General features: G+C 66.9%; 22 protein-coding genes. 13 read left to right on the plus strand and 9 right to left on the minus strand.

The window, feature by feature from the left end:
* Positions 1-104 precede the first annotated feature (104 nt).
* From ROH8110_RS17755 to crcB, 5 genes are all read right to left on the minus strand, one after another.
* A complete protein-coding gene (locus ROH8110_RS17755) occupies positions 105-1124 on the minus strand; it encodes an amino acid ABC transporter substrate-binding protein (RefSeq protein WP_085819131.1) in 1020 nt (339 codons plus the stop codon).
* 182 nt (positions 1125-1306) lie between these two features.
* Complete coding sequence (locus tag ROH8110_RS17760; RefSeq protein ID WP_085819132.1) at positions 1307-2038, minus strand: ATP12 family chaperone protein; 732 nt, start codon at positions 2036-2038, stop codon at positions 1307-1309.
* On the minus strand, positions 2035-2727 hold the full coding sequence (locus ROH8110_RS17765; RefSeq protein WP_085819133.1) for an HAD-IA family hydrolase: 693 nt from the start codon (positions 2725-2727) through the stop codon (positions 2035-2037). The genes ROH8110_RS17760 and ROH8110_RS17765 overlap by 4 nt, the downstream gene beginning before the upstream one ends.
* On the minus strand, positions 2724-3770 hold the full coding sequence (locus tag ROH8110_RS17770) for an RluA family pseudouridine synthase (protein WP_085819134.1): 1047 nt from the start codon (positions 3768-3770) through the stop codon (positions 2724-2726). The genes ROH8110_RS17765 and ROH8110_RS17770 overlap by 4 nt, the downstream gene beginning before the upstream one ends.
* Complete coding sequence (crcB, locus tag ROH8110_RS17775) at positions 3767-4144, minus strand: fluoride efflux transporter CrcB (protein WP_085819180.1); 378 nt, start codon at positions 4142-4144, stop codon at positions 3767-3769. Before crcB ends, ROH8110_RS17770 begins: the two co-directional genes overlap by 4 nt.
* A 202-nt stretch (positions 4145-4346) precedes the next feature.
* Between crcB and ROH8110_RS17780 the strand changes: the two genes are divergently transcribed.
* Positions 4347-5609: a glycerate kinase type-2 family protein gene (locus ROH8110_RS17780; protein ID WP_085819181.1), complete on the plus strand. Its 1263-nt coding sequence runs from the start codon at positions 4347-4349 to the stop codon at positions 5607-5609.
* Here the strand turns inward: ROH8110_RS17780 and ROH8110_RS17785 are convergent.
* The gene (locus ROH8110_RS17785; RefSeq protein WP_085819135.1) at positions 5606-6952 is read right to left on the minus strand and encodes a UDP-glucose dehydrogenase family protein; all 1347 of its coding nucleotides are present in this window, start codon (positions 6950-6952) and stop codon (positions 5606-5608) included. The genes ROH8110_RS17780 and ROH8110_RS17785 overlap by 4 nt on opposite strands.
* A 39-nt stretch (positions 6953-6991) precedes the next feature.
* Positions 6992-7150 (minus strand): hypothetical protein, encoded by a 159-nt coding sequence (locus ROH8110_RS18785; RefSeq protein WP_170156475.1) that lies wholly within the window; start codon positions 7148-7150, stop codon positions 6992-6994.
* Between the two features lie 35 nt (positions 7151-7185).
* On the opposite strand from ROH8110_RS18785, the gene glmM reads away from it, so the two are divergent.
* The gene (gene glmM / locus ROH8110_RS17790; RefSeq protein ID WP_085819136.1) at positions 7186-8526 is read left to right on the plus strand and encodes a phosphoglucosamine mutase; all 1341 of its coding nucleotides are present in this window, start codon (positions 7186-7188) and stop codon (positions 8524-8526) included.
* Positions 8527-8627: 101 nt separating this feature from the next.
* Entirely contained in the window at positions 8628-10073 is a 1446-nt protein-coding gene (locus ROH8110_RS17795; RefSeq protein ID WP_085819137.1) for a mannose-1-phosphate guanylyltransferase/mannose-6-phosphate isomerase, read from the plus strand.
* An 18-nt stretch (positions 10074-10091) separates the two neighbouring features.
* On the opposite strand, the gene hutC is transcribed toward ROH8110_RS17795, so the two are convergent.
* Both hutC and ROH8110_RS17805 read right to left on the minus strand, forming a co-directional pair.
* Positions 10092-10820, minus strand: a complete 729-nt coding sequence (gene hutC / locus ROH8110_RS17800) for a histidine utilization transcriptional repressor HutC (protein WP_085819138.1) — start codon at positions 10818-10820, stop codon at positions 10092-10094.
* Positions 10820-12190 carry a formimidoylglutamate deiminase gene (locus ROH8110_RS17805; RefSeq protein WP_085819182.1) on the minus strand — a complete coding sequence of 457 codons (1371 nt, stop codon included), beginning with the start codon at positions 12188-12190 and terminating at the stop codon, positions 10820-10822. Before ROH8110_RS17805 ends, hutC begins: the two co-directional genes overlap by 1 nt.
* Before the next feature lie 80 nt (positions 12191-12270).
* Here ROH8110_RS17805 and hutI point away from each other — a divergent pair, with 80 nt between their 5' ends.
* The 10 genes from hutI to ROH8110_RS17855 all read left to right on the plus strand — a co-directional run bounded on the left by hutI (position 12271) and on the right by ROH8110_RS17855 (position 23607).
* Positions 12271-13464 (plus strand): imidazolonepropionase, encoded by a 1194-nt coding sequence (hutI, locus tag ROH8110_RS17810; protein WP_085819139.1) that lies wholly within the window; start codon positions 12271-12273, stop codon positions 13462-13464.
* Positions 13461-14990 carry a histidine ammonia-lyase gene (hutH, locus tag ROH8110_RS17815; RefSeq protein WP_085819140.1) on the plus strand — a complete coding sequence of 510 codons (1530 nt, stop codon included), beginning with the start codon at positions 13461-13463 and terminating at the stop codon, positions 14988-14990. The genes hutI and hutH overlap by 4 nt, the downstream gene beginning before the upstream one ends.
* A 106-nt stretch (positions 14991-15096) precedes the next feature.
* Entirely contained in the window at positions 15097-15891 is a 795-nt protein-coding gene (hutG, locus tag ROH8110_RS17820; protein WP_085819141.1) for an N-formylglutamate deformylase, read from the plus strand.
* Positions 15888-17072 carry a CaiB/BaiF CoA transferase family protein gene (locus ROH8110_RS17825; protein ID WP_085819142.1) on the plus strand — a complete coding sequence of 395 codons (1185 nt, stop codon included), beginning with the start codon at positions 15888-15890 and terminating at the stop codon, positions 17070-17072. The genes hutG and ROH8110_RS17825 overlap by 4 nt, the downstream gene beginning before the upstream one ends.
* A complete protein-coding gene (locus ROH8110_RS17830) occupies positions 17069-18214 on the plus strand; it encodes an acyl-CoA dehydrogenase family protein (protein ID WP_085819143.1) in 1146 nt (381 codons plus the stop codon). Before ROH8110_RS17825 ends, ROH8110_RS17830 begins: the two co-directional genes overlap by 4 nt.
* A 13-nt stretch (positions 18215-18227) precedes the next feature.
* Positions 18228-19895 (plus strand): urocanate hydratase, encoded by a 1668-nt coding sequence (hutU, locus tag ROH8110_RS17835; RefSeq protein ID WP_085819144.1) that lies wholly within the window; start codon positions 18228-18230, stop codon positions 19893-19895.
* A complete protein-coding gene (locus tag ROH8110_RS17840; RefSeq protein WP_085819145.1) occupies positions 19892-20341 on the plus strand; it encodes a DUF1810 domain-containing protein in 450 nt (149 codons plus the stop codon). The genes hutU and ROH8110_RS17840 overlap by 4 nt, the downstream gene beginning before the upstream one ends.
* A gap of 30 nt (positions 20342-20371) precedes the next feature.
* Complete coding sequence (locus ROH8110_RS17845) at positions 20372-21457, plus strand: TRAP transporter substrate-binding protein (protein ID WP_085819146.1); 1086 nt, start codon at positions 20372-20374, stop codon at positions 21455-21457.
* A 90-nt stretch (positions 21458-21547) separates the two neighbouring features.
* Positions 21548-22054: a TRAP transporter small permease subunit gene (locus ROH8110_RS17850; protein WP_085819147.1), complete on the plus strand. Its 507-nt coding sequence runs from the start codon at positions 21548-21550 to the stop codon at positions 22052-22054.
* Between the two features lie 2 nt (positions 22055-22056).
* Positions 22057-23607 carry a TRAP transporter large permease gene (locus ROH8110_RS17855; RefSeq protein ID WP_176236628.1) on the plus strand — a complete coding sequence of 517 codons (1551 nt, stop codon included), beginning with the start codon at positions 22057-22059 and terminating at the stop codon, positions 23605-23607.
* Positions 23608-23649 lie beyond the last annotated feature (42 nt).

A 23649-nucleotide genomic window follows, 5' to 3' on the forward strand; every position in this document is an offset into this window, starting at 1 on the left:
TCGGTCCGGTTTTTTTTGAGGCAGCACGCGGGTGCGCGCCGTGGACCGATCGTTGGTACTCAAGCGAAAAGGGCGCGGAAAAATCCGCGCCCTTCACATTCTGCTTAGCGGAACGGCGGGCTGTAGAGCAGGCCGCCATCTTTCCACTGAGCGTTCAGCCCGCGGGCCAGGCCCACCGGGGTCTTCTCGCCAATGTGCTTCTCGAACAGCTCGCCATAGTTGCCGCCGGCTGCGATCGCCTTGACGGCCCAGTCGGCTTCGAGGCCCAGCATCTCGCCCAGCGTGCCTTCGACGCCGAGGATGCGGTTGACTTCGGGCTTGTCGGTGCCGTTGGCCGCCAGTTCCTCGACATTGGCCGAGGTGATGCCGAATTCCTCGGCCGCGATCAGCGCGTTCAGCGTCCAGCGGACGATATCGCCCCAGGGCTGGTCACCGTGGCGGACGAGCGGGCCAAGCGGCTCTTTCGAGATGATCTCGGGCAGGATGACATGCTCGGTCGGGTTCTCGAAGGTGGCGCGCGTCGCGGCAAGGCCGGATGCGTCCGTCGTGTAGGTGTCGCATGCACCGGCCAGGTATTGCTGCTGGCCTTCGGCGTTGGTTTCGATCGGAACCGGCTCGTATTCCATGTCATTGGCACGGAAGAAGTCCGCCAGGTTCAGCTCGGTGGTGGTGCCGGTCTGGATGCAGACGGTGGCGCCGTTCAGTTCCTTGGCGGAGCTGACACCCAGCGCCTTGGGAACCATGAAGCCCTGGCCGTCATAGTAGTTGATGCCGACGAACTCGTTCTTGAGGTCGACATCGCGGCTGAGCGTCCAGGTGGTGTTGCGGGCCAGAAGGTCGATCTCGCCCGAGGCCAGCGCGGTGAAGCGTGTCTTGCCAGTCGTGGGCACGAATTCGACGGCCGAAGGATCGCCCAGAACGGCTGCGGCGACAGCGCGGCAGACGCCGACATCGAAGCCCTGCCATTCACCATTGGCGTCCGGGGCGGCAAAACCGACCAGGCCGGTGGTCACGCCGCAGTTCAGCTTGCCGCGATCTTTCACGTCGTCAAGCGTAGCAGCGCCAGCGGCACCAGCCGAAAGCCCGGCAACGGTCAGCGCGCCAAGAATTACGGATTTTGTCATGTTTACCTCTTCCTGATTATCCGCCTTTTAAAAAGCGGTTCGTGCGGCCAGCAGGGGCCGCGCCATACTGTAAAAGGGGCGGTTCCCCTTCAGTGGCATCGAGTGTGTGTGGATTCATCATGAAACGTCAAGCCCCGGATCATGAAAAACAATCGTTCAGCCCCAACCTGTCCCTACGTAAGCTATTGCTTTCGGCCGGATTGACGCTCTCCGAGCAGGTCGTGAAACCTTTTCGCCGCGTAGAAGGCGGATTCCTTGCGTGCCGCATGATCGCGGGCTTCTTCGTCAGGGCCCCAGAGTTCTTCCTGCCAGGTTTCATCGACTCGGGACGCCTGCCAGAGCGCCGCGGTATCGTGCGCACTATGAAGCGCGGCGAAACCGATCACCAGCGACCCCGAAAGGCTGACAAGGTCGTGAAACGCCGTCAGGGTAAAGGCATCCATCGCTTGAACCTGCCGCGCCAGCGTGGCCAGCGCCTGACCATCCTGGGGCGCATGCATCACCCCCGTTACCGGGCGCAGCCGCGCGCCGAGCGTATCGGCGGCCCAGTCAAGCAGCGGATCCCATGTCGCCTGCTGGCGTTCGACCAGTTCCACCGGGCTTTCGGCGCGATAGCACAAGAGATCCGAGTCGCCGTAGTCGGCCAGCATCTGCGCCACCTCGGCATGCTGGTGGGCGACCTTGTCGATCGCGGCATTGGCGGCGCGGGTGACGGACATCGCATTGGGGTCGATCTGTTCGCCCTGCGCGTCCCATTCGGCGGCGATGGCCTCGGCCATGGCGAAAGCGGGCACGATGAGCGGCGCCTTGGCCGGTGTCTTGACCGGGCGGCCATCGAGACGGACGGTGAACCCGCCCGCCTCAGCGACCGGTTCGGCGGCTTTCCAGAAACGGCGGGCCTTCCATTCGCTCATGAGGCTTTCTCCCACAGAAGATCGAGACAGGGGGTGAGCTGCGAGAAATCGTCGATCACGTCAAGCGCGGCGGTGCGCGCCAGCGTCTCGCGCGGATGATAGCCCCAGCCGACGCCGATCGCGGCGATCCCGGCGGCCTGCGCCATATCCATGTCATAGCTGGTATCGCCGATCATCACTGCATTGCCCGGCGCGATCCCGGTTTCCGAGAGCGCCGCCGCGATCATCGAGGGATGCGGCTTGGAGGGGTGGTGATCGCTGACCTGTCGGGTCACGAAATAGCGCCCGAGGTCATGCGCCTCGAACAGCTTGTCGAGGCCGCGCAGCGATTTGCCCGTGGCCACCCCGAGAAGGATCTCGGGCCGGGCATGGAGCGCCTCGATCGCCGCCAGCGCGCCGGGATAGAGCGGCGAGGACTGCGCCGCGCCCGTCTGCGCGCGCAGGGCGATATAGGCTTCCTTGTACCAATCGACCATGCGGGCGTGAAGCGCGGCGTCGAGCTCTGGCGCGAGACGCGCCACCGCCACATCGAGCGACAGGCCGACAATCGACAGCACCGTCGCACGCGGCGGCAGCGGATGCCCCGCCAATGAAAAGGCATGGCCCATCGCCGCGAGGATATCGGCCTGGCTGTCGACCAGCGTACCATCCACGTCGAAGATCACGAGACGCAGCGGCGGCAGGGTCATTCAAACGCCTCGAAGGGGTTCTCGGGGGCCTCGGAGGGAATCCACTGGAACATCTCCCAGGTGCGCAGCATATGTTCGGGCAGCGGCGCGCTCAGGTGCAGCATGGCACGCGTGACCGGGTGTTCGAGCGTCAGCGAGCGGGCATGGAGGTGCAGTTTGCGGCTGACCTCGCCGCCAAGCTGCGCACCCCAGCCGTCGCCCATGTTCTCCTGCCCGGAACCACCGTATTTGCCATCGCCGATGATGGGATGCCCGATCTCGGCCATATGGGCGCGCAACTGATGGGTGCGCCCGGTGACGGGCACGAGCGCAACCCATGAGCAGCGCGTGCCCGCCGCCTCGATCACGGCGTAATCGCTGGTGGCGTGCTTGGCACCTTCGGTGCTGTCCACGTCGCGCGGATGCAGGCAGAGCATCTTTTCGCCCTCGCCCGATGCGCCATGCCCCGGCGCCTTGACGAGACCGAAGCGGATCGTGCCCATGCGCGGCACCGGCGCACCGGCCACGGCGGCCCAGTAGATCTTGCGCGTGTCGCGGTGGCGGAACCCGGCGGTCAGCGCCTTGGCGACGCTGCGGCTGCGCGCCAGCACCAGCACGCCCGATGTGTCCTTGTCGAGCCGGTGAACGAGGCGCGGTTTCTCCTCGGCATCAAAGCGCAGCGCCTCGGCGAGGCCGTCGACATGGCGGGTCTGCTTGCTGCCGCCCTGGACCGGAAGGCCGGGGGGCTTGTTGAGGGCGATGATATGGTCGTCGCGGTAGATCACCGCGTTGCGGATCATCCGCGCGTCGGCGTCGCTGATCGCGGATCTGGCCGAGGCGGGGGCGGGCTTGTCCGGGCTGGGCAAGGGCGGCACGCGCACCTGCTGACCCGGCTCGAGCCGCGTGTTGGCCTTGACCCGGCCGCCATCGACACGCAGCTCGCCCTTGCGGCACATCTTTTCGATGCGGCCCTGCTGAAGCTGCGGAAACTGGCGGCGCAGCCAGCGGTCGAGCCGCTGGTCGCCGTCATCGGCGCCCACGGTCAGGGTCTGAACGCCGCTCATGCCCAGACCCCGCGCCCGAGCCAGACGCCAAGCGCCAGACCCGCCAGCGACAGGATCACCGAAAGCGCAACGTAAAGCCCCGCCGCGCCGATCTGGCCGCGCTCGTAAAGGGTGAAGGCCTCGAGCGAGAAGGCCGAGAAGGTGGTGAAGCCGCCAAGGACGCCGGTCATCACGAAGGGGCTGAAATGCTGCATCCCGCGATGAAAGGCGAAGATGCTGAAGAGGCCCATGAGAAAGGAGCCGATGATATTGACCGTCAGCACCCCTAGCGGAAAGCCGGGACCAGCCAGGCGCAGCATTGCCAGCCCGCTGCCAAAGCGCAGCATCGCGCCGATCGCGCCGCCAAGGGCCACCTGGAGAAAGGTCATCATCATGGTCGCGTCTGTCGCGCGCGCGCCGCTGATTGTCAAGCTGCGCACGCTTTGGCGGATGGTGCATGGGGGCGCTGCCCCCGTCGCGCCATGGCGCGACTCCCCCGAGGTATTTGGGGCCAGATGAAGGGTGCGACATGGGGGCTGTCGGCGGCGCGGGGGGCGCGTTAGGATGGGCGCGCGACTGCATGAGGAGGCGGCGGCGATGAGCGATCCGATCCCATTCCTGAGGCGGCTTTTCGATCGCGCCGTGGCGGTGGCCGATCCGATGCAGAGCCTGCACCGCGCCCTGCCCGAGCGCCCCGAGGGGCGGCTTGTGGTGGTGGGGGCGGGCAAGGCGAGTGCCCGCATGGCCGAGGCGGTGGAGGCCGTTTACGGCCCCTGCGAGGGCCTGGTCATCACCCGTTACGGGTATGCGCGGCCCTGCCGGGGCATCGAGATCGTCGAGGCCGCGCATCCGGTGCCGGACAAGGCTGGCATGGAGGCGAGCGCGCGGATGCTGGAGATGCTGGGTGATCTGGGCGAGGGCGACATGGTGCTGGCGCTCATATCGGGCGGGGCCTCGGCGCTGCTGGTGCAGCCGGCGGGCGCGATCACGCTGGAGGAGAAGCAGGCGGTGAATGCCGCGCTGCTGGCGTCGGGGGCGGCGATCGGACAGATGAACCTGGTGCGCAAGCATCTGAGCCGGGTGAAGGGCGGGCAGCTGGCTGCGGCCGCCTATCCGGCGCGGATGCTGGCGCTGATGATCTCGGATGTGCCGGGGGACGATCCGGCGATGATCGGCTCGGGGCCGACTGTGGGCGATGACAGCACGCCGCAGGAGGCGCTGGCGGTGCTGGAGCGGCACGGCATCGACCTGCCGCGCGCGGTGGCGGATGTGCTCGCGGGGCCGAGCGGCGTGGTCAGGCCGGACGATCCGAGGCTGGAAAGGGTCGCGAACGTGATCGTCGCGGCACCCGCGCAGTCGCTGGAGGCGGCGGCCGAGATCGCACGGCAGGAGGGCATGACGGTGCGCGTGATGGGCGATGCGCTGGAGGGCGAGGCGCGCGAGCTGGGGCGCGATCACGCAGCGCTGGCGCTGGAGATCCGCGACGCGCTGGCGCCGGGGGATGCGCCGGTGCTGTTGTTGTCGGGGGGTGAGCTGACGGTGACGCGGCGCGGCGAGGGCGTGGGCGGGCCGAATGCGGAATACGCGCTGGCGCTGGCGATGGCGCTGGAGGGCGCGGCGGGCATTCACGCGCTGGCCTGCGACACCGACGGGGTCGATGGCGCCGCCGAGGTGGCGGGGGCGCATATCGGGCCGGATACGTTGCAGCGCGCACGGGCGGCGGGGATGGATGCGGCGAGGGCGCTGGCGCAGAACGACGCGCATTCCTTTTTCGCCGCGATCGACGGCCAGGTGGTGACCGGGCCGACCCTGACGAATGTCAATGATTTCCGCGCGATCCTGATCGCGCCGGGCGCCTAGCCGGTTTCGGCTTCGTCGGCGTCGGGCGCGATATAGCCCGCGCGCCCGATGCTTTCATAGGCGAGGAAGCCCGCGCGTTTCGCATCCCGCGCGGTGTAGATGTTGCGCAGATCGGCGAGCCGCGCCGTGGCCATCTTGCGCGCGATGCGCTTGAGATCGAGGGCGCGGAACTCGTTCCATTCGGTCAGGATCACCAGAAGATCCGCCTTGTGGGCGCATTTATAGGGGTCATCCATCCAGTTCACGCCTGGCAACAGGTTTTCGCCCTCGCGCCGCCCTTGCGGATCGCAGACGCGCACCTTGGCGCCGCCACCCACCAGCGCGGGCACGATCGAGAGCGAGGGCGCCTCGCGCATGTCGTCGGTATTGGGTTTGAAGGTGACCCCCAGAACGCCCACCGTCTTGCCGTTGAAGGAACCGCCGCAAAGGTCGAGCAGCTTGTCGGTCATCCGCCGCTTGACCTGTTCGTTCACGGCGATCACGGATTCGGTGATGTGCAGCGGCACGCCATGTTCCTGCCCGGTGCGCGCCAGCGCGCGGGTGTCCTTGGGAAAACAGCTGCCGCCATAGCCGGGACCGGCATGGAGGAACTTGTTGCCGATGCGCCCATCGAGCCCCATGCCGCGCGCCACCTGTTTCACATCGGCGCCGGTGCGTTCACACAGGGCGGCGATCTCGTTGATGAAGGTGATCTTGGTCGCCAGAAAGGCGTTGGCGGCGTATTTGATCATCTCGGCGCTTTCCAGATCGGTGGTCATGATCGGGAACTCGCGCAGGTAGAGCGGGCGATAGATCTCGGCCATCACCTCGGCGGCGCGGTCTGTCTGCACGCCGACGACGACGCGGTCGGGTTTCATGAAGTCCTCGATCGCCGCCCCTTCGCGCAGGAACTCGGGGTTCGAGGCGACATCGAAGTCGAGATCGGGATTGGCCTTTTTCACCGCCTGTTTCACCTGCCGGTTGGTGCCGACGGGAACGGTGGATTTGGTGACGATGACGACATATTCGCTGGCGGCGCGGGCGATTTCCTCGGCGGCGGCCATCACGTAGCCCAGATCGGCATGGCCATCGCCACGCCGCGTGGGCGTGCCGACCGCGATGAACACCGCCTCGGCCCCGCGCACGGCCTGCGCGAGGTCGCCGGTGAACGAGAGGCGGCCCGCCTCGACATTCTTTTCGAGCAGCGTTTCGAGACCGGGCTCGAAAATCGGCACCTCGCCTCGTTCCAGCTTTTCGATCTTGTCGGGGTCCTTGTCGACGCAGACCACGTCATGCCCGAAATCCGAGAAACACACCCCCGAGACAAGCCCGACATAGCCCGTTCCGATCATCGCGATTTTCATGACCGCATACCTTTCAAGACCCGCATTCCCCGCGCGCCTTTAATGCAGTTCGCCCGCGCCTGCGTCAATCGACGACGCGAGAAAGGCGCGCGGGGCGTGGCGCGAATGCCCGCCGGGGCAGCGGAACAGGCCGCCGCGCCCCGCATCCGCCATTGGACAGGAGCGCGGCACACGGGTAAGGAGAAGCGGCAAAACCATGCCAGAGGCATGACAGGAACGAAGGACCACGGCCAATGGCCCAGAAACTCTTTGGCACCGACGGTGTGCGCGGACGCGCCAACAGCTGGCCGATGACCGCCGAGATCGCACTGAAGCTCGGCGCGGCGGCGGGTCGCTATTTCCGGCGCGACACGCAGGAGCACCGGGTGGTGATCGGCAAGGATACGCGGCTTTCGGGCTACATGATCGAGAACGCGCTGACCGCCGGGTTCACATCGACCGGGATGAACGTGTTCCTGCTGGGGCCGATGCCGACCCCGGCGATCGGCTATCTGACGCATGGTCTGCGTGCCGATGTCGGGGTGATGATCTCGGCCAGCCACAACCCGGCCTCGGACAACGGGATCAAGTTCTTCGGCCCCGACGGTTTCAAGCTGAGCGACGAGGCCGAAGCCGGGATCGAGGCGCTGATGGAGAACGGCATCAAGGCCGCCGCACCGGAGAATATCGGCCGTGCCAAGCGGTTCGACGACGCGCGCGGGCGCTACGTGGAATATGCCAAGACGACATTTCCGTCGCGCCGCCGTCTGGACGGGCTGCGGATCGTGGTGGATTGCGCCAATGGTGCCGCCTACAAGACCGCGCCTGCCGTCCTGTGGGAGCTGGGCGCCGAGGTGATCGCCATCGGCGTGGAGCCGGACGGCACCAATATCAACCGCAATTGCGGTTCGACCCATCCCGATGCCGCCGCCAAGAAGGTGATCGAGACCCGCGCCGATATCGGCATATGCCTTGATGGCGATGCCGACCGGGTGGTTCTGATCGACGAGAAGGGGCATGTCGCCGATGGCGACCAGATCATGGGCCTGATCGCCACGCGCTGGGCCGAACAGGGCCGTCTGGCGGGCAATACGCTGGTGGCGACGGTGATGTCCAACCTTGGCCTCGAACGGCATCTGAACGGCCACGGGATCGACCTCAAGCGCACGGCGGTGGGCGACCGCCATGTCGTCGAGGCGATGCGACAGGGCGGGCATTCTCTGGGCGGCGAGCAATCGGGGCATATCGTGATGACCGATTACGCCACCACCGGCGACGGGCTGATCGGGGCGCTGCAATTCCTGGCCTGCATGGTCGAGACCGGCCAGAATGCCAGCCAGCTGGCCCGCGTGTTCAAGCCGGTGCCGCAGAAGCTGATCAATGTCCGCTACGAGCCCGACAAGGCCCCGTTGGACGCGGATTCGGTGCAGGAGGCCATCGCCAAGGGCGAAAAGGCGCTGGGCAAGGACGGCCGGCTCCTGATCCGCAAGTCGGGGACAGAGCCGCTGATCCGGGTCATGGCCGAGGCCGTCGATCCGGCGCTGCTGGATCGGGTGCTGGGCGATGTGGTGGCGGCAGTGGAGCGCGAAAGCTGAGCGCGAAGGTCAACAGAATGCCCGCGGCGCGCCTTTGGCTTGCCCCAAAGGACCGGCAGGACAATGCGGGCGTTCACATGATGCGACGGGATTTTTGACAGATGCAGACGATCACTCCGGTCATTCTTTGCGGCGGTTCGGGCACGAGGCTCTGGCCGCTGTCGCGCAAGGGCTATCCCAAGCAGTTCGCCCGTATCCTGGGCGATGAAAGCCTGCTGCAGGGCTGCGCCAAGCGGCTGAGCGGGCAAGGCGCGGGGCTGTCATTCGCCGCGCCGGTGGTGCTGACCAATGCCGATTTCCGATTCATGGTGGCCGAGCAGATGCTGGAGGCCGGTGTCGAGCCGGGCGCGGTGCTGATCGAACCCGAGGCGCGCAACACCGCGCCCGCCGTTCTGGCCGCGGCGCTGCATGTGGCCGCGAGCGACCCCGACGCGCTGATGCTGGTGGCACCGTCGGATCACGTCATCCCCGATACCGGTGCCTTTCACGCCGCCATCGCCGCCGGGGCCGAGGCCGCCGCGAGCGGGCAGATGGTGACCTTCGGGATCACGCCGACCCATCCCGAGACCGGCTATGGCTACCTGGAACTGGGCGAGGCGCCCGACGGGTCGGGCCGCGCCGTGGCGCTGCGCCGTTTCGTCGAGAAGCCCGATGCAGATGTCGCGCGCGACATGCTGGAGGCGGGCAATTTCCTGTGGAACGCGGGGATCTTCCTGTTTGCCGCGCGCGACGTGATTGCCGCCTTCGAGGCCCATGCCCCCGAATTGATGGCCCCGGTGCGCGATGCGGTGAAAAAGGCCCGCCCCGATCTTGGCTTTCTGCGGCTCGATCCCGAAGCCTGGGCCAAGGCGGAGAGCATCTCGATCGACTTCGCGGTGATGGAACGCGCCGGGAACCTGTCGGTGGTGCCTTATGCGCATCACTGGTCGGACCTTGGCAGCTGGGCAGCGGTCAGCCAGGAGGCCGGGTCGGACGAGAATGGCGTGTGCCTGTCGGGGCCGGCGACGGCGATAGATTGCGAGAACACGCTGCTGCGCTCGGAAAGCGAGGGGCTGGAGGTGGTCGGCCTCGGGCTCAGCAACACGATGGTCGTGGCGACGCCCGACGCGGTGCTGGTGGCCGACATGTCGCGCACCCAGGACGTGGGACAGGTCGTCAAGACGCTGCGCGCCAAGGGCGTGAGCCAGGCCGACAGCTTTGCCCGCGATCACCGGCCCTGGGGCTATTTCGAGACGCTGGCCCTGTCGGAGCGCTTCCAGGTCAAACGGATCGTGGTCAAGCCGGGCGCGGCGCTGAGCCTGCAAAGCCATGTTCACCGCGCCGAACACTGGATCGTCGTCTCGGGCACCGCGCGGGTGACGATCGGCGACGAGGTGAAACTGGTCAGCGAGAACGAGTCGGTCTATGTGCCACTGGGCGCGGTGCACCGGATGGAGAACCCCGGCAAGGTGCCGATGGCGCTGATCGAGGTGCAGACCGGCAGTTATCTCGGCGAGGACGACATCATCCGTTACGAGGATGTCTATGCGCGCGAGAACGACGGCTGATCGCGCGCGACAGGCGGTTCAGGCCTGACCGCCGCCAGCCGCCACGCCGCCGATCCGCGTGCGGATGCGATAGCCCGGCGCATAGGCCAGCCGCACGGTGGTGATCGCCCGGTCATGATCCCAGGTGGTGCGCCAGATCACGAACAGGGGCGCTCCGGCGGAGCTGTCCAGAAGTTCGGCATCGCGATCCGACGCGGCCTCGGCTGAAAAGGCGATATCGCCATGCGTATAGGGCGCGCGCGCCAGCAGCCATTCATTGGCACTGAGCGACGTGAAGCATTCCGCCGCCGCGTCCGGCACGGTGGTCAGGCTGATCCAGCGATCCTCGAACACGTAGGGCGCGCCATCGGCGCTGTGCAGCGCGGTGACATGCAGCGCCTCGCCCGCGCCCAGCGTGGCGCGGATCGCCGCCGGGGGCTGCGCGGTGCCGCGGTCGAGCAGGCGGTAATCGTAGCGCTGGCCGCGCTCCTGGATCTCGCGGCGGATCACCGGCACATCGACGGTGGCGCGGCTGACCGGGTGCAGGGCGACGCGGGTGCCCGCCTTGCGGCGGCGTTCGAGGATGCCTTCCTCGGCCAGGGCGCGCAGCGCGCGGTTCACCGTGGCGCGCGCACAGCCGAACTCGCGCGCAAGGTCCACCTCGTTGGGGATCACATGGCCGGGGGGCCAGTCGCGCGCATGGATGCGGCGCAGCACCTCGTCATGGATGGCCTGCCAGCCTTTGGGCGGCGGCGCGCCGGTGGCCATCAGAGCGCCCCCCGCAGCGGCGCCATCGCGCGTGCATAGGCGGCGGTGATACGGTCGCGCGCATGGTGGCGCCCGCCCTGCACAAGGTGACGCCCCGCGGACCAGACATCGCGCACCATCGCGTCATTGCCCGCGAAGATCCAGCAATCCAGCAGGATGTCGCCGCTCTGGCCGGTAAGGTCCACATGCCCCGCATCGAGCGCCACCAGATCGCCCAGAGCACCGGGTGCGATGCGCCCGCTGTCGCGCCCCGAAGCGCGCGCGCCGCCAGCGCAGACCGCTTCAAACAGGCGGCGCCCGGTGCTGGCCTGCGCATTGGCCAGCGCCGCGCGCGACCGGTCGCGCAGGCGCTGGGAGTATTCCAGCGTGCGCAGTTCTTCGGACAGGGCGATGCGAATGTTCGAATCCGACCCGACCGCGATGCGCCCGTCCGCATTCAACCAGCGCACACCATCGAAGATGCCGTCGCCAAGGCTTGATTCGGTGATCGGGCACAGCCCCGCCACCGCGCCCGAGGCCGCCAGCGCCTCGGTTTCATGCGGCTGCATCTGGGTGCAGTGAATGAGGCACCATTGCCCGTCCACCTGCGCATTGTCGAGCAGCCATTCCACCGGGCGCGCGCCCAGGGCCGCCTGCACCTCTTCGACCTCGGCCACCTGTTCGGCAAGGTGCATGTGCAGCGGCCCGCCCTGCGCCAGATCGGGCGCGCGGGCGATATCCTCGGGGGTCACGGCCCGAAGGCTGTGGGGCGCGACGCCAAGGCGCGCGTCATCCGGCAGCGCGCCAAGCGCCGCGCGGGACTCTTCGACCAGCCGCGCGAAGCGGTCGGGATCGTTGCCGAAACGGATCTGTCCGGCGGTCAGCTCGCGCCCGTCGCAGCCGCCAAAGCGGTAATGCACAGGCAGGATCGTGAGGCCTATGCCGGTCTCATTCGTGGCGGCAACGATACGCTGCGCCATTTCCGACAGGGTGTCATAGGGCACGCCGCCGGGGGCATGGTGAAGATAGTGGAATTCGACATTGGTGGCATAGCCCGCCTCGAGCATCTCCATCTGCACGAGTGCGGCGATGGCCTGCACCTGATCGGGATCGAGCCGGTCAAGAAAGCGATACATCAGCTTGCGCCAGGTCCAGAAACTGTCGCGCGGATCGGGGCCGCGCGATTCCGTGAGACCGGCCATCGCCCGTTGAAAGGCATGGGAATGGGCATTGGCGGGCGCGGGCAGAAGAATGCCGCTGCGGTAATCATCCGCGCGCGGCTCCTGCCCATCAGCGACCGAGGCGATGCACCCCGCCGCGTCAAGCTCCACCGCCACGTCGCGCGCCCATCCCGAGGGCAAAAGCGCCTGTTCAGCCCAGATTCGTGTCATCGCCATTTTCCCGTCTTGACCGTTGGAATATGTATAGACATAATCACATGAAACGACTCGCAGATCAACAAGGTTGTGCAATGCTCCTGCAAAACGCGACAGTGGCGACGATGGTTGGCGACAGGCCCTATGGCCTGATCGAGAACGCGGCAATCGCAATCGAAGACGGCCTGATCCGCTGGGTCGGTCCCGCCGCGGACCTGCCCGCCGAACATGCCGGGGCAACGACCGAGGATCTGGGCGGGCGGCTGGTGACTCCGGCGCTGATCGACTGCCACACCCATATCGTGCATGGCGGCGACCGCGCCGGCGAATTCGAGATGCGCCTTGGCGGTGCAAGCTACGAGGAAGTCGCGCGCGCCGGTGGCGGGATCGTGTCGACCGTGCGCGCCACCCGAGATGCCGACGAAGCCACGCTGCTTGCCGGTGCGCTGCGCTTTGCCGATGCGCTGATCGCCGAGGGCGCAAGCGTGATCGAGGTGAAATCGGGCTATGGTCTCGATATCGAGACCGAGCTCAGGATGCTGCGCGTCGCGCGCCGGATCGCGACGCTGCGCCCGGTCAGGATCGTCACCACCTTCCTTGGCGCACATGCCCTGCCCCCCGAGATGAAGGGCCGCCCCGACGCCTATATCGACGACATTTGCCTGCCCGCGCTGGAGGCCGCCGCCGCCGAGGGGCTGGTCGATGCGGTGGACGGGTTCTGTGAGGGCATCGCCTTTGACACGGCACAGATCGGACGTGTGTTCGACACCGCGAAACGGCTGGGCCTGCCGGTCAAGCTTCATGCCGAGCAGCTGAGCCATATCGGCGGCACGCGGCTGGCGGCGCGCTATGGCGCGCTATCGGCCGATCATGTGGAATACGCCAACGAGGACGACGCCGCCGCGATGGCAGAGGCGGGCAGCGTCGCGGTGCTGTTGCCCGGCGCGTTCTACACGCTTCATGAAACGCAGAAACCCCCGGTCGCGGCCTTTCGCGAACATGGCGTGCCGATGGCGCTGGCGACCGATTGCAACCCCGGTTCCTCGCCGATGTCGTCGCTGTTGCTGAGCATGAACATGGGCTGCACGCTGTTCGGCATGACGCCAGAAGAGGCGCTGGCCGGTGTCACCTGCCACGCCGCAAAAGCGCTGGGGCTGGATGATTGCGGCACGATCGCGCCGGGCCGGCGCGCGGATCTGGCGATCTGGGACGCGGCGCAGCCCGCCGAGCTGGCCTATCGCATCGGTTTCAACCCGCTTTACCGGCGGATTTTCGGAGGTGAAGGATGACCGAGACGCTGGTTCCCGGCAAAGTGACGCTGGCGCGGATGGAAGCGATCTGGCGGGGCAGCCTGAGCGTGGTTCTGGACCGCGCCTGTCGCCCCGCTGTCGAGGCGGCCGCCGCATTGGTGCAAAAGGCCGCCGAGGGCGATGAAGCGGTTTACGGGGTCAATACGGGCTTTGGCAAGCTGGCCAGCGTCAAGATCCCCGCCGATCAGACCGAAGCCCTGCAACGCAACCTCATCCTGTCGCATTGCTGCGGCGTGGGCGAGGCGCTGGACACGCCCACCACACGGCTGATGATGGTGCTCAAGCTCATGTCGCTGGGGCGCGGGGCCTCGGGCGTGGCGTGGCGCACGATCACCCTGATCGAGGAAATGCTGGCGCGTGATGTCACCCCGGTGGTGCCCGACCAGGGCTCGGTCGGGGCGTCGGGCGACCTGGCGCCGCTGGCGCATCTGGCGGCGGTGATGATCGGCGAAGGCGAGGCGAGGCTTCGCGATGGCACGCGCCTTCCGGGTGGCAAGGCGCTGGCGCAGGCGGGGCTTGCACCCATCGTGCTTGGCCCGAAGGAGGGGCTGGCGCTGATCAACGGAACGCAGTTTTCGACCGCCTGCGCGCTGGCGGGGCTGTGGAATGCATGGCGCAATGCGCAGGGCTGTATCGTGACCTCGGGGCTGTCGACCGATGCGATCATGGGATCGACCGCGCCTCTGATCGATTCGATCCACACGCTGCGCGGCCATCCCGGCCAGATCGCCGCGGCCCGCGCGCAGCGCGCGCTGATGGATGGCAGCGAGATCCGCGAAAGCCACCGCGAGGGGGATTCGCGCGTGCAGGACCCCTATTGCATCCGCTGCCAGGCGCAGGTGAGCGGCGCGGCGATCGACCTCTTGCGCCGCGCAGGCGAGGTGCTGGAGATCGAGGCCAACGCGGTCACCGACAACCCGCTGGTCCTGGTCGATGAGGGGCGCATCGTGTCGGGCGGGAATTTCCACGCCGAGCCGGTGGGTTTCGCCGCCGACCAGATCGCCATGGCCATCGCCGAGATCGGCGCCATCGCGCAGCGCCGCGTGGCGCTTATGGTGGACCCCAACCTGAGCTTTGACCTGCCGCCCTTCCTGACGCCTGCGCCGGGGCTCAATTCGGGGCTGATGATCGCCGAGGTGACGACCGCCGCGCTGATGAGCGAGAACAAGCACCTGGCCAATCCCTGCACCACCGATAGCACCCCCACGAGCGCCAACCAGGAGGACCATGTGAGCATGGCCGCCCATGCCGCGCGGCGCCTGGCGCGGATGAATGCGAACCTCAACACGATCCTTGGCGTCGAGGCGATCTGCGGCGCACAGGGCATCGGCTTTCGCGCGCCGCTGAAAACCAGCGCGCCGTTGCAAAGGGTGATCGCGCGGCTGCGCGAAGCGATCCCGGCGCTGGAAGCGGACCGCTATCTGGCGCCCGACCTGCAGGAGGCGGCGGCGCTTGTTCGCGAGGGCGATCTTGTGGTGGCCGCCGGGCTGGAGATGACGCTGTGAGCGGCCGGCGGCGGCGCAGCGGGGCAAGGAAGAAAGGGGCGCTGCCCCTCTTGGCCTGCGGCCAATTCACCCCGGGATATTTCGGAACAGAAGAAGGAATGGCGCGATGAATCCGGTCGAGGTGACACGCGGCGAAAGCCCGGTGGTTCTGGGCCTGCCCCATACCGGAACGCATGTGCCCCAGGACATCCGCGCCAGGCTCAATGCGCGCGGCAAGGGGCTGAGCGATACCGACTGGAACATTCACAAGCTCTATGACGGCTTGCTGGAAGGCGTGACAACGGTGCGCGCGACGTTCCATCGCTATGTCATCGACGCCAATCGCGACCCGTCCGGCCAGAGCCTTTATCCGGGGCAGAACACCACCGGGCTGGTGCCGCTGACCGATTTCGATGGCGAGGCGATCTGGGATGAACCGCCATCGGGAGGCGAAGTCGAATACCGGCGCGAAACATGGCATGCGCCCTATCACGCCGCGCTTGATGCCGAGCTGGAGCGGGTGAAGGCGATCCACGGGGTCGCGATCCTTTATGACTGCCATTCGATCCGCTCGCACATTCCCTTCCTGTTCGAGGGCACCCTGCCCGATTTCAACATCGGCACCAATGAGGGCGCGACCTGTGCGCCCGCCGTGGCCGAGGCGGTGGACGCCACCTGCCGGGCCGCCGAAGGCTATAGCTGCGTCATGAACGGGCGGTTCAAGGGCGGCTGGACCACGCGCCATTACGGGCGCCCCGCCGAGGGGCTGCACGCGATCCAGATGGAGCTGGCGCAATCGACCTATATGGAGGAATCGCCGCCCTGGCCCTATCTGCACGAGCGCGCCGGGGCGCTGCGCCCGCATCTGGCGGACATCCTGAAGCGGCTGGACGATCTGGGCCGCAGCGGAGCGCTGTCATGAAGCCGCTTGAAGGTATCCGCGTGTTGGACCTGACTCGCGTGCTGGCAGGGCCATATTGCACCGCGCTGCTGGCCGACCTCGGCGCCGAGATCATCAAGCTCGAGCCGCCGCGCGGCGACGATTACCGCCATATCGGCCCCTTCAACGAGGGGGAAAGCGCGCTGTTCACCCTCAACAACCGGGGCAAGAAGAGCATCGCCCTGAACCTGAAGGACCCCGAGGGCCTGCGGCTGGCGCGCGCCATCGCGGCGGGCTGCGACGTGGTGGTCGAGAATTTCCGACCCGGCGTGGCGGAAAAGATCGGGCTGGGGCCTGAAAGGCTGCGCGGTGATCATCCGGGGCTGGTCTATTGCTCGATCTCGGGTTTCGGGCAGACCGGGCCGTTTCGCGACCTGCCCGCCTATGACCTTGTGGTGCAGGCGATGTCGGGGCTGATGGCGGCCACCGGCGAAGAGGGTGGCGCGCCGCTGAAGACCGGGGAATCGATCGCCGACCTGATGGGCGGCCTGTTCGGATCCTGGGCGATCATGGCGGCGCTGGTGCAAAAGGCGCGCAGCGGACAGGGCGCGACGCTGGACGTGGCGATGTATGACGCGCTGTTTTCGCTGCTGACCACCAGCCATGCGCAGTATCTTTACGGTGGCGAGACACCGCAGCGCGTGGGCAACCGGCATCCGCTGTCGACCCCGTTCGGCTGCTTCGCAACACAGGACGGGCAGGTGGTGATCGCCGTGCTGACGCCCGCGCAATTCGCGCGCCTTGCCGAGCTGATCGGGCAGCCGGACCTGCCGCAGGATTCTCGCTTTGCCACGGACGAGGCGCGCACCACCCATGAGCCCGAGCTGAAAGCGATGATCGAAGGCTGGAGCCGCGCAAGATCGACCGAAGCGGCGATGACGGCCCTGGCCGAGGCACAGCTGCCGAGCGCGCCGATCTGGGATATCGCGCAGGCCAGCGCCAGCGAACATGCGCAGAGCCGCGAGCTGATCGCCCATCTGCCCCATGACGTGCTGGGACACGCCGCCGTGGTGGCGCAGCCGGTGCGCTTTGACGACGAGAAGCCCGCCGCGCGCGTATCGGCCCCCGGACTGGGCGCGGATGGCGAAAGCATCCTGCGCGACCTGTGCGGTGTCGATGCCGCTGAACTGGATGACCTGAGAAAAGCGGGAGTGCTGACATGAGCGGGCTGTTTCACATGCTCAGCGAGGAAGAGCGGCTGTTTTGCGACATGCTGGAGCGGATCGTCGCCGAGCGGATCGCCCCGAAAGCGGCCGAGACCGATGAAACCGGCGCTTTCGTTCATGCGCAGATCGAGGTGCTGGCCGAAGCCGGTCTGCTGGGCGCGAACCTGCCCGAGGCGCATGGCGGCGCCGGCATTTCGGCGCAGGCGCTGTTGCGGGCGGTCGAGATCGTGGCCGGTGGCTGTGGCTCGACGGTATCGGCGCTGACGGCGCATTACCTGGCGACGGATTCGATCCTGATCGGTGGCAGCGACGCGCAGCGCGCCGCGATCCTGCCGAAGGCCGCCACGGGCGAGATGCTGGGCGCCTTCGCGCTGACCGAGCCGACCGCCGGAAGCGACCCCGCCGACATGAAGACCCGCGCGCGGCGCACGGATGGCGGATGGCACCTCAAGGGCACGAAATGCTTCATCTCGAATGGCGGGATCGCGGATTTCGTCGTGGTCTATGCGGTGAGCGATCCCGAGGCCGGGCATCGGGGTATCTCGGCCTTTGTGGTTCCGAAGGGCACGCCGGGGTTCGAGCCAGGCGCGCCCGAGCGGACGATGGGCCTCAAGGGCGGGCATGTGTTCACGCTCAATATCGATTGCGAACTGCCCGAAGATGCGCTTCTGGGCGAGGCTGGACAGGGCTTCAAGACGGCAATGAAGGTGCTGGACAATGGCCGCGTCGAGGTGGCCGCGCAATGTATCGGCATGGCGCAGGCGGCGCTGGATGCCGCCAGCGATTACGCGAAGGGGCGGGTGATCGGCGGCGAGGCGCTGAGCGACAAGCAGGGCATCCGCTGGATGCTGGCCGACATGGCGCTGGAGCTGCAATCGGCGCGGCTGATGGCGCTGGAAGCGGCGCGGCAGCGCGAGCTGGGCGAGCGGTTTTCGGATGCGGCGGCGATGGCCAAGCTGAAGGCCTCCGAGGCCGCCGACATGGTCGCCGACACCGCGCTGCAGATTCACGGCGGCTATGGCTATACCCGCGATTTCCCCATCGAACGGCTGACGCGCGATCTGCGGATCATGCGCATCTACGAAGGCTCGTCCGAAATTCAACGCAACATCATTGCCGGCCATCTGCTGGCCCATTGAGGGAGGACCAAACATGACCGATCCCCGTCACAACACGCGTGATATCTATCCCGATACCGGCGCCGAAATCAGCGCCAAGCACTGGGTCACCGAGGCCCCGATGCGGATGCTGATGAACAACCTGCACCCGGATGTGGCCGAGAACCCCCATGAGCTGGTGGTCTATGGCGGCATCGGACGCGCCGCGCGCACATGGGAGGATTTCGACCGCATCGTCGGCGCATTGAAGGGGCTGGAAGAGGACGAGACCCTTTTGGTGCAGTCGGGCAAGCCGGTGGGCGTGTTTCGCACCCACAAGGACGCGCCGCGCGTCCTGATCGCCAATTCCAACCTGGTGCCGCATTGGGCCAACTGGGACCATTTCAGCGAGCTCGATAAGAAGGGTTTGATGATGTATGGCCAGATGACCGCCGGGTCCTGGATCTATATCGGCAGCCAGGGCATCGTGCAGGGCACCTACGAGACATTCGTCGAGGCCGGGCGCCAGCATTACGACGGCGACCTGACGGGCCGCTGGATCCTGACCGGGGGCCTGGGTGGCATGGGCGGAGCGCAGCCGCTGGCGGCGGTGATGGCCGGGGCCTGCTGCCTGGCCGTGGAATGCGACGAAAGCCGCGCCGAGTTCCGCAAGCGCACGCGTTATGTGGACGAGATCACCAGCGATCTGGACGAGGCCCTGGAAATGATCGAGCGCTGGACCAGCGCGGGCGAGGCCAAATCCGTGGCGCTGATCGGCAATGCAGCCGATGTCTTTCCCGAACTGGTCAGGCGCGGCGTGCGCCCCGATATCGTCACCGACCAGACCAGCGCCCATGACCCGGTGCATGGCTATCTGCCGCAGGGCTGGACCGTGGCCGAATGGCGCGCGCGTCAGGAAACCGAACCCAAGGCCGTGGAAAAGGCCGCCCGCGCGAGCATGCGGGTGCAGGTGCAGGCGATGGTCGATTTCTGGAACGCAGGTGTGCCGACGCTGGATTACGGCAACAATATCAGGCAGGTGGCGCAGGACGAGGGGATGGAGGACGCATTCGCCTTTCCCGGCTTCGTGCCCGCCTATATCCGCCCGCTCTTTTGCCGCGGGATCGGGCCGTTCCGCTGGTGCGCGCTGTCGGGCGACCCCGAGGACATCTACAAGACCGACGCCAAGGTCAAGGAACTGATCGACGACCCGCATCTGCATAACTGGCTGGACATGGCGCGCGAGCGCATCGCCTTTCAGGGGCTTCCGGCGCGGATCTGCTGGGTGGGGCTGGGCCTGCGCCACAAGCTGGGGCTGGCCTTCAACGAGATGGTGCGCAACGGCGAACTCTCGGCCCCCGTGGTGATCGGGCGCGACCACCTGGATTCGGGCTCGGTCGCATCGCCCAACCGCGAGACCGAGGGCATGAAGGACGGCAGCGACGCCGTGAGCGACTGGCCGCTGCTGAACGCGCTTCTGAACACCGCCAGCGGCGCGACCTGGGTCAGCCTGCATCACGGCGGCGGCGTTGGCATGGGGTTCAGCCAGCATTCCGGCATGGTGATCTGTTGCGATGGCACCGAAGACGCCGACCGCCGCATCGAACGCGTTCTGTGGAACGACCCGGCCACCGGCGTCATGCGCCATGCCGATGCGGGCTATGACATCGCGCTGGATTGCGCGCGCGAACACGGCCTGAACCTGCCGGGCATCCTCAAGTGAGCCTCCTGCGCTTCATCGAAGCGCAGGCGCGCGTCTGGCCCCGGCCGCTGGAGGAAATCCGCGCAGGGCGCAAGGACAGCCACTGGATGTGGTTCGTCTTTGCGCAGCTGCGCGGGCTGGGGCGCTCGGCGACGGCGCAGAAATACGGGATCGCGGACCTTGCAGAGGCGCGCGCCTTTCTGGCCGATCCAATTCTTGGCCCGCGCCTGCAAGACATTTCGCAGGCGATGCTGGCCCATGCGGGCCGCGACCCCGAGGCCATTCTTGGCCCGACGGATGCGCTCAAGCTTCGCTCATCCATGACGCTTTTCGAGGCAGCTGGCGGCGGGCAGGTCTTTGGCGAGGTGCTGGAGGCGTTCCATGATGGGCAACGCTGCCCGATCACTCTTGACTTGCTCGAGGCCAACAGCAGAAATCCGGCTGAAGAACCGGGAACGACAAAATGAACAACCCTATCAAATCAAGGAGGTACTGACATGAAAAGACGTGACTTCATCAAGGCCGGCACGATCGGCGCGGCGGCAAGCACGCTGGCCGCACCCGCCGTGGCGCAGGACATCACCCAATGGACGATGGTCACCGCATGGCCCAAGAATCTGCCGGGGCCGGGCGTTGCCGCGCAGACCCTTGCGGACCGGATCACCACCCTGTCGGGTGGCCGGCTGGAGGTGAAACTCCATGCGGCGGGCGAGATCGTGCCCGGACCGGGCGTGTTCGATGCCGTGGCCGAAGGCACCGCGCATATCTATCACGCGGTTCCCGCCTATTGGGGCTCGAAATCCAAGGGCATCCTGCTGTTCGGTTCCCAGCCCTTCGGCCTGCGCGCCGATGAACAGGTCGGCTGGATGGTGCATGGCGGCGGCCAGGAACTCTATGACGAGATGTATGGCCGTTTCGGCATCAAGCCGTTCCTGTGCGGCAATTCCGGGCCGCAATGGTTCGGCTGGTTCCGCAACGAGATCAACTCGGTCGACGATCTCAAGGGGCTGAAATACCGCACCACGGGCCTTGCCTCGGAAATGTGTGCACGGATCGGCATGGCGGTGCAGGCGATGTCCGGCCCGGCGATGTTCCAGGCGCTGCAATCGGGCGCATTGGATGCGGGCGAGTTCATCGGCCCCTGGACGGATTCCGCGCTCGGGTTCCACCAGCTGGCCAAGAACTATTACTGGCCCGGCGTCGGCGAGCCCTCGTCGGCCGAGGAATGCGGCGTCAATGCCGATGCGTGGAACGCCCTGCCAGACGACCTGAAGAGCGTCGTGAGCACCGCTTGCGCCAGCCTCTATAACGACGTGTGGACCGAGTACGAGACCAAGCACGCCCTTGCCTTCAAGGAGCTTGTCGACAACGAAGGCGTCATCCCCCGCAAGCTGCCCGACGAGGTGGTGATGGCGATGGGCGATGCCGCCGCCGACGTGATCGAAGAGCTGCGCGGCGACAGCGACGAGCTGGTCGGGCGTATCACCGAGAGCTTCCTGGCCTATCGCGACTCGGTCGGTGCCTATATGACCTATGCGGATAACGGGCATATGAACGCCCGCGCCAAGGTGCTGGGTTACTGACGGAGCCACAGGCCCGGCGCGCAGGACCATGCGCGCCGGGCCGCATCGGCCGCAGGGCGGCCACAACACGCATGAGGGTGAGGGCTGCTGATGGAACGCTGGGCCGACCGGCTGGACATGGTGAACCGCGGAGTCGGGCGCACGGTGCGCTGGCTGGCCATCTTGATGGTGCTGGTGCAGTTCGCCATCGTTCTGATGCGCTATGTCTATGGATTCAGTTCAATCGCGGTGAATGAAAGCGTGCTTTACATGCATGCGACGCTGTTCATGCTGGGCGCGGGCTATACCCTGCTGGTGGACGACCATGTGCGCGTCGACATCTTCCAGGCACGCGCCAGCGCACGCGGCAAGGCCTGGATCGACGTGATCGGTCACGCGGTGCTGCTTGTGCCTTCGATTCTGGCGCTGCTTTACTGGTCCTGGCCGTCGGTTCGCAACGCCTGGGCGATCCATGAAGGCGCGATTTCGGTGGGCGGCATCCCGGCAGTCTTCCTTCTCAAGACCCTGATCCCGGCGTTCTGCATCCTGTTGATCGTGCAGTCGCTGGCCTGCTTCCTGCGCAACCTTCTGAGGCTTCAAGAGGGGCGCACGGCATGATCATCGCTGAATACCTTGACCTTCTGATGTTCGCCGCACTGATGGGCGCGATCCTGTCCGGCTTCCCGGTGTCCTTTGCCATTTCCGGCACCGCCATCCTGTTTGCCTATCTGGGATGGGCCAGCGGCGCGATGAACATCAACCTGCTGGGCGCGCTGGGACAACGGGTGTTCGGCGTATTGACCAACGAGGTGCTGATCGCGATCCCGCTTTTCGTGACGATGGGCGTGATCCTTGAACGCTCGCGCATCGCCGAGGACCTGCTCGACACGATGGGCCGCACTTTCGGACAGTTGCGCGGCGGGCTCGGGATATCGGTGATCCTGGTGGGGGCGCTGCTGGCGGCATCGACCGGGATCGTCGGCGCCACGGTGATCGCCATGGGCATGATTGCGCTGCCGACCATGCTGCGCACCGGATACGATCCGCGACTGGCCTCGGGGCTGGTCTGCACCGCCGGAACGCTGGGGCAGATCATCCCGCCCTCGACCCTTCTGATCATCCTGAGCGACGTGATGTCGAGCGCCTATCAGCAGGCGCAATACGAACAGGGCAAGTTTTCCGTCGAGACCATATCGGTCGGCCAGATCTTTGCCGGCGCGCTGGTGCCGGGGCTGACGCTGGTGGCGATCTATATCCTCTACGTTCTGGCGCGCGGCGTGATCCGCCCGCAGGACATGCCTCCCGCGCCCGCATCCGAAGGCCGCCCCGGCCTTGGCGAGGTGGGACGCGCGATCCTGCCCCCCGTGGGGCTGATCATCGCGGTGCTGGGCGCGATCCTGAGCGGCATCGCCACCCCGACCGAAGCGGCCTCGGTAGGCGCGATCGGCGCGATCCTGATGGCAGGCGCGCGCCAGGGCGTGAGCCCGCGCCTGATCGGCGCCGGTGTCGCGGCGCTGCTGATCCTGGCCTTTGCCGCCGGTCTGGCGCCGGTGCGCCTGCAACGCAGCGACGCGGGCACGGGAGCCTGGGCGCTGGGTGCCGTTTACGGAGTTCTGGCGCTGGTCGGCATGGCGGCCATTCTGGCGTCACTGCGCCGCCTGGGACAGCGCGATGTTCTGGCCGGGGCGGTCACCAGCACGATGACCGTGACCGCGATGATCTTTGCCACGATCCTGATGGCCAGCGTATTTTCGCTGGTTTTCGTCGGGCTGGGCGGCGAAGAGCGCGTGGAACACATCCTTGAATCCATGCCCGGCGGGCCGACCGGGGCGCTGATCTTCGCGATGGCAATGATCTTCGTTCTGGGCTTTTTTCTGGATTTCGTCGAGATCACCGTGATCCTGCTGCCGCTGATCGCTCCGGTGCTGATCCTGATGGGGCATGATCCGGTCTGGCTGGCGATCCTGATCGCGATCAACCTGCAGACCAGCTTCCTGACGCCGCCTTTCGGGTTCTCGCTGTTCTACCTGCGCGGCGCCGCCCCGCCCGAGATCACCACCGGGCAGATTTATCAGGGTGTCGCGCCGTTCATCCTGTTGCAGATTGTGGCCATCGCCGTGATCTGGGCCGTGCCCGCGCTGGCGACGTGGCTGCCCGGCGTGGTGTTCTGAACCCGCCGGACGGTCGGCGCGGCCCGCGCAGGGCCGCGCCAA

The organism is Roseovarius halotolerans, assembly GCF_900172255.1.
GTDB lineage: Bacteria > Pseudomonadota > Alphaproteobacteria > Rhodobacterales > Rhodobacteraceae > Roseovarius > Roseovarius halotolerans.

Bases quoted from the DNA above. Each gene is read 5' to 3' on its own strand.
- crcB (WP_085819180.1), bottom strand. From the start codon at position 4,144: ATGATGATGACCTTTCTCCAGGTGGCCCTTGGCGGCGCGATCGGCGCG.
- hutG (WP_085819141.1), top strand. From the start codon at position 15,097: ATGAATCCGGTCGAGGTGACACGCGGCGAAAGCCCGGTGGTTCTGGGC.
- hutU (WP_085819144.1), top strand. From the start codon at position 18,228: ATGACCGATCCCCGTCACAACACGCGTGATATCTATCCCGATACCGGC.
- ROH8110_RS17785 (WP_085819135.1), bottom strand. From the start codon at position 6,952: ATGAAAATCGCGATGATCGGAACGGGCTATGTCGGGCTTGTCTCGGGG.
- glmM (WP_085819136.1), top strand. From the start codon at position 7,186: ATGGCCCAGAAACTCTTTGGCACCGACGGTGTGCGCGGACGCGCCAAC.
- ROH8110_RS17825 (WP_085819142.1), top strand. From the start codon at position 15,888: ATGAAGCCGCTTGAAGGTATCCGCGTGTTGGACCTGACTCGCGTGCTG.
- ROH8110_RS17795 (WP_085819137.1), top strand. From the start codon at position 8,628: ATGCAGACGATCACTCCGGTCATTCTTTGCGGCGGTTCGGGCACGAGG.
- ROH8110_RS17770 (WP_085819134.1), bottom strand. From the start codon at position 3,770: ATGAGCGGCGTTCAGACCCTGACCGTGGGCGCCGATGACGGCGACCAG.
- ROH8110_RS17805 (WP_085819182.1), bottom strand. From the start codon at position 12,190: ATGACACGAATCTGGGCTGAACAGGCGCTTTTGCCCTCGGGATGGGCG.
- hutH (WP_085819140.1), top strand. From the start codon at position 13,461: ATGACCGAGACGCTGGTTCCCGGCAAAGTGACGCTGGCGCGGATGGAA.
- ROH8110_RS17755 (WP_085819131.1), bottom strand. From the start codon at position 1,124: ATGACAAAATCCGTAATTCTTGGCGCGCTGACCGTTGCCGGGCTTTCG.
- hutC (WP_085819138.1), bottom strand. From the start codon at position 10,820: ATGGCCACCGGCGCGCCGCCGCCCAAAGGCTGGCAGGCCATCCATGAC.
- ROH8110_RS17765 (WP_085819133.1), bottom strand. From the start codon at position 2,727: ATGACCCTGCCGCCGCTGCGTCTCGTGATCTTCGACGTGGATGGTACG.
- ROH8110_RS17760 (WP_085819132.1), bottom strand. From the start codon at position 2,038: ATGAGCGAATGGAAGGCCCGCCGTTTCTGGAAAGCCGCCGAACCGGTC.
- hutI (WP_085819139.1), top strand. From the start codon at position 12,271: ATGCTCCTGCAAAACGCGACAGTGGCGACGATGGTTGGCGACAGGCCC.
- ROH8110_RS17780 (WP_085819181.1), top strand. From the start codon at position 4,347: ATGAGCGATCCGATCCCATTCCTGAGGCGGCTTTTCGATCGCGCCGTG.
- ROH8110_RS17850 (WP_085819147.1), top strand. From the start codon at position 21,548: ATGGAACGCTGGGCCGACCGGCTGGACATGGTGAACCGCGGAGTCGGG.
- ROH8110_RS17830 (WP_085819143.1), top strand. From the start codon at position 17,069: ATGAGCGGGCTGTTTCACATGCTCAGCGAGGAAGAGCGGCTGTTTTGC.
- ROH8110_RS18785 (WP_170156475.1), bottom strand. From the start codon at position 7,150: ATGGTTTTGCCGCTTCTCCTTACCCGTGTGCCGCGCTCCTGTCCAATG.
- ROH8110_RS17845 (WP_085819146.1), top strand. From the start codon at position 20,372: ATGAAAAGACGTGACTTCATCAAGGCCGGCACGATCGGCGCGGCGGCA.